General features: G+C 67.9%; 8 protein-coding genes. 2 read left to right on the top strand and 6 right to left on the bottom strand.

What is annotated here, in order from left to right; genetic code table 11:
- Positions 1 to 568 precede the first annotated feature (568 nt).
- The 4 genes from ABIA32_RS33380 to ABIA32_RS33365 all read right to left on the bottom strand — a co-directional run bounded on the left by ABIA32_RS33380 (position 569) and on the right by ABIA32_RS33365 (position 4,409).
- Positions 569 to 1,240, bottom strand: coding sequence for a response regulator (locus tag ABIA32_RS33380; RefSeq protein WP_370103615.1), 672 nt, complete (start codon positions 1,238 to 1,240; stop codon positions 569 to 571).
- Entirely contained in the window at positions 1,237 to 2,511 is a 1,275-nt protein-coding gene (locus tag ABIA32_RS33375; protein ID WP_370103613.1) for a sensor histidine kinase, read from the bottom strand. Before ABIA32_RS33375 ends, ABIA32_RS33380 begins: the two co-directional genes overlap by 4 nt.
- Positions 2,512 to 2,580: 69 nt before the next feature.
- The gene (locus tag ABIA32_RS33370; RefSeq protein WP_370103611.1) at positions 2,581 to 3,420 is read right to left on the bottom strand and encodes an ABC transporter permease; all 840 of its coding nucleotides are present in this window, start codon (positions 3,418 to 3,420) and stop codon (positions 2,581 to 2,583) included.
- Entirely contained in the window at positions 3,417 to 4,409 is a 993-nt protein-coding gene (locus ABIA32_RS33365; protein ID WP_370103609.1) for an ATP-binding cassette domain-containing protein, read from the bottom strand. Before ABIA32_RS33365 ends, ABIA32_RS33370 begins: the two co-directional genes overlap by 4 nt.
- 330 nt (positions 4,410 to 4,739) lie before the next feature.
- On the opposite strand from ABIA32_RS33365, the gene ABIA32_RS33360 reads away from it, so the two are divergent.
- Both ABIA32_RS33360 and ABIA32_RS33355 read left to right on the top strand, forming a co-directional pair.
- Positions 4,740 to 4,979 carry a winged helix-turn-helix domain-containing protein gene (locus ABIA32_RS33360; RefSeq protein ID WP_370103607.1) on the top strand — a complete coding sequence of 80 codons (240 nt, stop codon included), beginning with the start codon at positions 4,740 to 4,742 and terminating at the stop codon, positions 4,977 to 4,979.
- A gap of 82 nt (positions 4,980 to 5,061) precedes the next feature.
- Entirely contained in the window at positions 5,062 to 5,322 is a 261-nt protein-coding gene (locus ABIA32_RS33355; protein ID WP_370103605.1) for a hypothetical protein, read from the top strand.
- 271 nt (positions 5,323 to 5,593) lie between these two features.
- On the opposite strand, the gene ABIA32_RS33350 is transcribed toward ABIA32_RS33355, so the two are convergent.
- Positions 5,594 to 6,118: an SMI1/KNR4 family protein gene (locus tag ABIA32_RS33350; protein ID WP_370103603.1), complete on the bottom strand. Its 525-nt coding sequence runs from the start codon at positions 6,116 to 6,118 to the stop codon at positions 5,594 to 5,596.
- Position 6,119: 1 nt separating this feature from the next.
- Positions 6,120 to 7,678 (bottom strand): polymorphic toxin-type HINT domain-containing protein (locus ABIA32_RS33345; protein WP_370103601.1); only part of this gene is annotated, 1,559 nt, incomplete at its 5' end.

Here is a 7,678-nt window from a genome sequence, read left to right as displayed (position 1 = left end):
CCGGTGAGCTGGACGGTGCCATCGGTGGCCATGGTCCACTGCTGGGAGATCCAGCTGTTGCAGGTGTAGATCTGGACCTTGTTCTCGGGCGTGGTGGAGGTTCGGGGCACCCCCCCACGCTCCCCATTTTGTTGACCCACGAACGACCAGGGGTGGCGAGCAGGACCGTTCAGGGCCCGAATGAACGGCCCCGACCCCGCTCGACGCGCCTCCCCCGTGATCCTGTAGTAGCCCAGCACGCCATCCTGGGCCCGACCGAAGATCTCCTAACCGTCCCGCTTCCGCGCGTGCACCGGAGGATCACCCGCCGCCGGTCCGTCCCACCCAGGGGACAAGAGATCCTCGTCCTCGGCGACCTCAGGGTTGCGCCAGAACTCGTAGAGGCTGGCCTTTCCTCCGAACAGCGGGGCATCTGCAATGCTGTTGACCAGGCAATTTGTGCTGCTGGCCTGCTCGCGACGTGGGGTGGTCCCACTGAGCAAGTTCATCGGAGCATGGTCAGCCAGATGCGCAGCGCTTCCCAAGGAGTCGGCTCGGAGCCCGGCGGTCGGTTCGGCAGCCGCTCGGTTCAGCCGCCGGGGCGGGCCAGGCCGAGGTCGTAGGCGATGATCACGGCCTGGATGCGGTCCCGGGCGCCGATCTTCGAGAGCACCCGGCCAACGTGGGTCTTGACGGTGGATTCGGAGAGCACCAGCCGTTCGGCGATCTCGCCGTTGCTCCAGCCCCGGCCGATGGCGACCAGGATCTCGTGCTCGCGCTCGGTCAGCGCCCGCAGCCGGGGATGGGTCGCCGGGTCGGGATCGACAGGGCGGGCCGGGAGCCGGTGCGCGTATGAGTCGAGCAGCCGCCGGGTGAGACCGGGCGCGATCACGGCGTCGCCGGAGGCCACCGCACGGATCCCGGCCAGCAGTTCCTCCGGTCGCGCGTCCTTGAGCAGGAAGCCGCTAGCCCCGGCCCGAAGCGCGGCGTGAGCGTACTCGTCCAGGTCGAAGGTGGTCAGCACAAGCACCCGCGACCGGCCCCCGGCCGCGACGATCTGCCCGGTGGCCTCGATCCCGTCCATGCCGGGCATCCGGATGTCCATCAGCACCACGTCGGGACGCAGCTCGGCGACCTCTCGGACGGCCTGGGCGCCGTTCTGCGCCTCCCCGAGCACCTCCATGTCGGGTGCGCTCTCCAGCAGCATCCGGAAGCCGAGCCGCTGCAGTGGCTGGTCGTCCACGATCAGTACGGTGGTCATGTCAGCTCACTCTCCAGCGGGGCCGGCTCAAGACCGGCCTCGACAATCCATCCGCCACCCGAACGGTGACCCGCCGTCACCCAGCCGCCGTAGAGGGCGGCCCGCTCGCGCATCCCGGCAATGCCCTGCCCCGAGCCCTCCGCCACCTGCCTCGCGGCGCGGCCGTCGGCCCGGCCGCTGTCCTCGACCCGGACCCGGATCTCGCCGTCCTCGACGGACAGGGTCAGCTGCACCCTGGTGTCGGTCCCGGCGTGCTTAAGGGTGTTGGTGAGCGCCTCCTGGGCGATCCGGTACACGGTCAACTGCAGCCCGGGGGCCAGCGCGTCCACGTCGCCCACGCTGCGGTAGGTCACCTCGGGCCCGGCCGCGCGCACCCGCGCGCAGAGCGCGTCCAGGTCGGCGACACCCGGCTGAGGGTTGAGCTCGATCGAGTCCGCACGCTCCTCGCGCAGCACGCCGAGCATCCGGCGCAGCTCGCCCAGCGCCTGGCGGCCGGTGCCGGCGATCAACTGCAGCGCCTCCTTGCTGCGCTGCGGCGCCACGTCCACGGCGTAGGCGCCGCCGTCGGCCAGGCCGATGATCACCGACAGGTTGTGGCCGATGATGTCGTGCATCTCGCGGGCCACCCGGGCCCGCTCTGCGGCGGCGGCGAGCCGGCTGCGCTGGTCGCGCTCGACCTCCAGCCTGTCCGCCCGCTCCCGCAGCGCCTCCAGATAGGCCACTCCGATCCGGAACGCCAGGCCCAGCGCGGCCGCCGCCGTCGCCGCCGCGCACAGGAAGAAGAGCGCGACCAGTGAGGACACCATCACCGACACCCGTGCGACCACGAGCAGCAGCGCCGCCACCGTCGCCGCGCCGACCCAGGGCAGCCGCCGTAGCCGGTCGTGCCGCGCGACGCTGTAGAGGGCCAGGTAGAGCGCGATGTCGGCGCGCAGCCAGACGTTGAGCCCCCACTGCACCACAAACACCGCCGCCACCGCCGCGAAGACAACGGTGGGGGCCCGCCGCCGCCAGAGCAGCGGCAGCACCAGGCCCAGTTGCAGGGCCAGCACCGCGAGCAGCGGCAACCCCGAGTGGCGGACCAGTTCCGCGAGCCGGCCGTCACCGCGCAGCAGGTCGGGCAGGCCGAACACCAGATACACGCCGACGACGACCGAGATGTCCAGCAGCCAGGGGCGGTCCCGGTCGGCCTGCCGCAGCCGCCGCGATATCCGCAGCAGCCGGGCGACCAGGGGGTGCCCCCAGATCGGATCCTCGGTCGTCGTCGTCACGCCAGTGTCACCTTGTCATCAGTCGGGGCGGGTGCCGCCGCGCCGCCCTGTCGCTGCCCATGGTGCGCCTCAGGCGTCGCTGCGCACCAACCGGTACGCCGCGCCGCCCAGCGCCAGCGCCGTCCAGCCGGCCAGGACCAGCAGGCCCATGCCGGGCGAGAGCGTGTTCGCGCCCTGGTGCAGCGCGTACATCGAGTCACCCGCGTGACTGGGCAGGTACTCGCTTACGTTGTTCTGCCAGGTCGTGGGCAGCAGCGAGACCAGGCCGGGCACCAGCATCAGGATGCCGACCAGGACCGCGATACCGCCGGCCACCGAGCGCAGCAGCGAACCAAGCGCTACTCCGCACACGCCGATCAGCGCCAGGTACAGCCCGGACATGAACAGCGCACGCAGCACGCCGGCGTCGGAGAACGTCAGCGCCGCCTTGGTGCCGGAGACGATGCCGCTGCCGAAGGCGAAGGCCGCGAACGCCCCGATCCACCCGATGACCAGCGCGACCACGCCAAACACCGCAGCCTTGGACCACAGCACCGGCAGTCGGCGCGGGACGGACGCCAGAGTCGAGCGGATCATCCCGGTCGAGTACTCGCCCGCGGTGACCAGCACGCCCAGGACACCGAGGGCCAGCTGGCCGAAGTTCAGCCCGAAGAGTGACAGGCTGACCGCGTTGGCGCCCAGCACGTCCGGGTCCATGTGGTGACCGGAGGTGACGTCCGCCGCGTAACGGTTGGCACGCAGCAGGCCGAAGAAGAGGATGAAGACCAGCGCCAGGCCGAGGGTGATCCAGCTGGAGCGCAGCGACCAGAACTTGGCCCACTCCGAGCGCAGCACGCGCGCGGCGGTGACCTTGTAGACAGGACGCTCGGCGCGCGCGGGGGCGGCCGGGGTCACGGTTGCAGTGCTCATACGGCGCTCCCTGCGGTCACAGCGGTCTCGTCGGACTTGGCGGTCTCGACGCTCTCAACGGTCGCGGCCGGGCCGCCGACGGTGGTCAGACCGTGGTACTCCACGTCGTCCCGGGTCAGCTCCATGAAGGCCTCCTCCAGCGAGACGCCCTTGGTGCTGAGCTCGAAGAGCGCGATGTTGTGCTCGGCCGCCTTGAGCCCGATCGAGCGCGCCTCCATGCCGGTGACCAGCAGTTCCTCGGAACCGGAGCGCCCGGTGATTTCCACGCCCGAGCCGGCCAGTACCTCGCGCAGCCGCGCGGGGTCGGAGCTGGCGACCTTGACCGTGTCGCCGCCGGACTGGCGGATCAGGTCCCGGACGGTGGTGTCGGCGAGCAGGCGGCCCCGCCCGACGATGATCAGGTGGTCCGCGACCAGGGCCATCTCACTCATCAGGTGCGAGGAGACGAAGACCGTGCGGCCCTCCTCGGCGAGCCCGGTGAGCAGGTGGCGGATCCACAGCACGCCCTCCGGGTCGAGACCGTTGACCGGCTCGTCCAGCATGATCGTGGCCGGGTCGCCGAGCAGCGCGGCGGCAATGCCGAGGCGCTGGCCCATGCCCAGCGAGAAGGCGCCGGCGCGCTTCTTCGCCACCGACTGCAGACCGGTCAACTCGACGACCTCGTCCACCCGACTGCGCGGGATGCCGTGCGTCAGCGCCAGCGTGTTGAGGTGGTTGAACGCGGAGCGCCCGGGGTGGATGGACTTCGCCTCGAGCAGCGCGCCCACCTCCTGCAGCGGGGCGGAGTGCTCGGCGTAGCGGCGGCCGTTGACGGTGACCGAGCCACTGCTCGGGGCGTCCAGGCCGACGATCATGCGCATCGTGGTGGACTTGCCCGCGCCGTTCGGGCCCAGGAAGCCGGTGACTGTTCCAGGCTTGACGGTGAAGTCGAGACGGTCCACCGCCGTCTTCTCCCCGTACCGCTTGGTCAGCTGCTGCGCCACGATCATCGCGTGCGTCCCTTGGCTCCGGCCGCCGGATCGGTCCGGCAGCGTTGTCAGCAACGCTAGGATCCGTGGTCACCGGAACCGTCGTACCCAGGGCTGATCATTCCGGATCGGGTGGTACCGCGGTACTACAAACGACGGACGGAACTCGGTCCGGTCCGAACGGAGGTGGCCCGCGCGCTGGAGGTGTCGCGGAAGTCGGCCTACGCCTGGCAGGCGCTGTGACGCGCCGGAGGTGAGGGCACGCCGGCGTCGAAGGGGTCGAGCGGCAGCCGGTGTCAGCTCGACGACGATCAGCTCGCGGCGCTGAAGCGGGAGCTGACGGCGGGACCGGTGGCGCACGGCTGCGCCGAGGATCAGCGCTGGACTCTGCCCCGGATGGCTGAGTTGATCGACAGGCTGTTCCAGGTCGCGTACACGCCGCGGGGTGTGTCCTATCTACTGCACCGGATCGGCTGGTCACCGCAGGTACCGGTGCTGCGGGCGGCCGAGCGGGACGAGGAGGCGGTGGCGACATGGCGGGCAGAGCGCTCGTCCATAAGAGGACGGCGGCCGTCCTCGGCGCGTGGATAGCGTTCGAGGACGAAGCCGCGCAAGACCTGCGGCCCGCCAGGAGCGGACCTAGGCCCCGCGCGGGCGCACCCCCGTCATCAAGGTGACCGGGAAGGGTTCGGGCCGCGTCCTGATGGCCGGCCTGGTGTGCTGCAAGCCGGGGCGTCCATCCCGGTTGATCTACCGAACCCAGGTCTACCGCGGCCGTACCGGCGAGAAGAAGGACTTCCGCGCACGCGAGTTCGCCGCCCTGCTCACCGGCACCCATCGGCGTCTCAACGCGCCCATCATCCTGCTCTGGGACAACGCCAGCACGCACCACGCGCTGCGGTTCCGCGAGTTCTGCGACCGGAACACCGACTGACTCACCGTACACAAGCTTCCGCCCTGCCGCCCGGAACTGAACCCGGCCGAAGGCGTCTGGGCTCATTTCCGAAGAAGCCTCGCCAACCTCGCCCCGCACCGGATCGACGAACTGGCCAACCTGGTAAAGGGCCGACTACGTCACCTCCGGGCCGACACCACCGTCCTCGACGGCTTCATCGCCGAAACCGGCCTCACCCTCGAACCCCCGTAGCCCGTCACCCTAACACTGCGGCCTGAGCGTCAGCGTTGCCGTCAAACCACCCCGGCTTCTAGTAAGACTCGAAGATTGGTGCCATTGACGGGAATCGTCGTGGAAAAATAGGCACAGAGATTGTACGATCCAGGACCTTGGCCAAGAATCCCGACATGTCACCAGGGAATTCGAACCACTCTTCACCCCGAGGTTCCTTCACAAGGACGGTCCATGTGTCGGGAGCGTCGAGGTCAATGCGCCTCCAAAAGAGAAGGTCTCCGTTGTCCGTTCGGCCGAAAGCGAGCACTTCCGCTGGATCGTCGAGCCGATACGGCATTGGCTCACCCACATCTCTCAGATACCTGAGCGCCCACAACGACTCGTCAACTTGAGTAGGGAGATCAATGGCCCGCAGTTCACTCGACGGCTGATACACGTGAATAAACTGCGAGAAGCATCCGGGGCCGTATCGCTGGACCATCTCCTTATAGTCAGCGGGCAAGGCGCAGCCAATCAGGTGCTCGACAGACCGCCAGTCGACTTCACCAGGCTGGACGCCTAGGGGAGGCGACGCGACAGACGCTAGTTCGTCGATGCTCATGCTACCTCCCATTCAAAATTGTGACATTTAGACTGAAGTCTCCATTGCCATACGCCGAAAGGGTTACGGCTCGCGGAACTAGATCACTTCCCTCATATATAGGAGTGACCGAGTATTGGACGAATTGGCCACCTTCTACGGCTAGTCGAACTTGCCTCTCAAAGCCGCTCATGATGGGAGTATTCACGGGATTCTGAAGAAGCGTTACCAAATTCTCTGGAATATCACCAGAGCCACCGAGCTGTCTGCCAAGCAAGTGACCACGCGCCTGATCTCCAATCGGACGCCCGCCGGTGAATCCGGGCGGACGAATGCCAGCGTCTGCCGGAGTACCTTCCCCAATCATTGGGCGACTTACGGCGGCGGACATGCCCTGGGGGCGCCCCAAAGCGTCCGGCCCCGCAAATTGTACGCTCCCACCCCACGTCGGATCTGCTTCGCAGCCCTTCGTGTTATGGACCAAGATCGGAACAGATCCGGCCATCACATAGTACGTGTGAAGCTGCTGGACGGTCAGGTTCCACCGGTACGCCGCGCCAGGTGTGGCGTTGATATTAACGACGGTTGGGTGCTGGCCGTGGGTGCTGGCGAGCTTGTGGCCGGCCTTCAGGTGGTCAGCGCGGAGCCACGTGTGACTGGTGTCGTCCCAGAAGGGGTGGTTGGCGGTGGTGCGGATGACGGAGGTGTGTCCGCGTCCGTCGTTGACGGCGACATTGAGGAGGTCTGCGTCGTGGTTGATCCAGACATGCTGGACTTTGCGCCCGCCCCGATCCTTGCCGGTGGTCGGATCTGCAGATTCGACCTCATCTCCGGGCTTAAGCGCACCGATAGCCGTGGTCTTGCCGTTGGCCAGGAGAACTTGCGTGTCAGGCGAAAAGCTGCACTTACACCCTGTGCAACCGGATGTGTCAGTCGTTGAGCCGTCGTCCTTCGGGGCTGGAGTCGTCTTGGTGCCGGTTGCGGGGGTATCGGGGGTTGTGGTCTTGGCGCTGCTGGCGCGGGCCTTGGCGACGGCCTCGTTGTTGGCGCGTTTGGCGGCGACCATGTCGGCTTCGTCGGCCAGCAGGCTTTCCGAGGTGGCTGCATTGTCGAGGGCTGCCGTGGCGGCGCTGGTGCTGGTCGCCGCGTCACCACCAGTCCGGAACAATTGCTTGAGTCCGCGGCCTCCGGACTTCACGAGGCCGAGAGCGGATTCAAAGATTGTTTCGCCCGTTGCAGGGTCTACGAGGGCACTAGCTATAAGCACTGCCTGATCGTCAATGTGCTGAAATTCGCCGTGCGTTGCGTGGAGGTGCGCCTCGGAGAACGACGCCCACCAGGAGTACCAGAAGTGGTCCTTGCCTGCACTGTCGAGCGTCTGGGAGACCGCGTCGCCGACGGTCGTGAGGAGGTGCTCGCCACTGTTCTGGGGGGTGGAGTCACCGCTGGACGTGACGGTACTCGCGGCGCCACCGCCACCGGAGCCAGCCTCGCCTGCGCACATGTCGAGGCAGTACTGCATCAGCCCCGAGGGATCGCTGCTGGTGGAGGGGTTGTCTCCGGCGTAGGTGTAGCCGCCCA

Origin of the sequence: Streptacidiphilus sp. MAP12-20, assembly GCF_041262525.1 — a bacterium.
Taxonomy (GTDB): domain Bacteria; phylum Actinomycetota; class Actinomycetes; order Streptomycetales; family Streptomycetaceae; genus Streptacidiphilus.
Note: the sequence above shows the minus strand (reverse complement) of the source record. Positions and strands in the feature narration are given on the sequence as shown.

Bases quoted from the DNA above. Each gene is read 5' to 3' on its own strand.
- ABIA32_RS33380 (WP_370103615.1), bottom strand. From the start codon at position 1,240: ATGACCACCGTACTGATCGTGGACGACCAGCCACTGCAGCGGCTCGGC.
- ABIA32_RS33370 (WP_370103611.1), bottom strand. From the start codon at position 3,420: ATGAGCACTGCAACCGTGACCCCGGCCGCCCCCGCGCGCGCCGAGCGT.
- ABIA32_RS33365 (WP_370103609.1), bottom strand. From the start codon at position 4,409: ATGATCGTGGCGCAGCAGCTGACCAAGCGGTACGGGGAGAAGACGGCG.
- ABIA32_RS33350 (WP_370103603.1), bottom strand. From the start codon at position 6,118: ATGAGCATCGACGAACTAGCGTCTGTCGCGTCGCCTCCCCTAGGCGTC.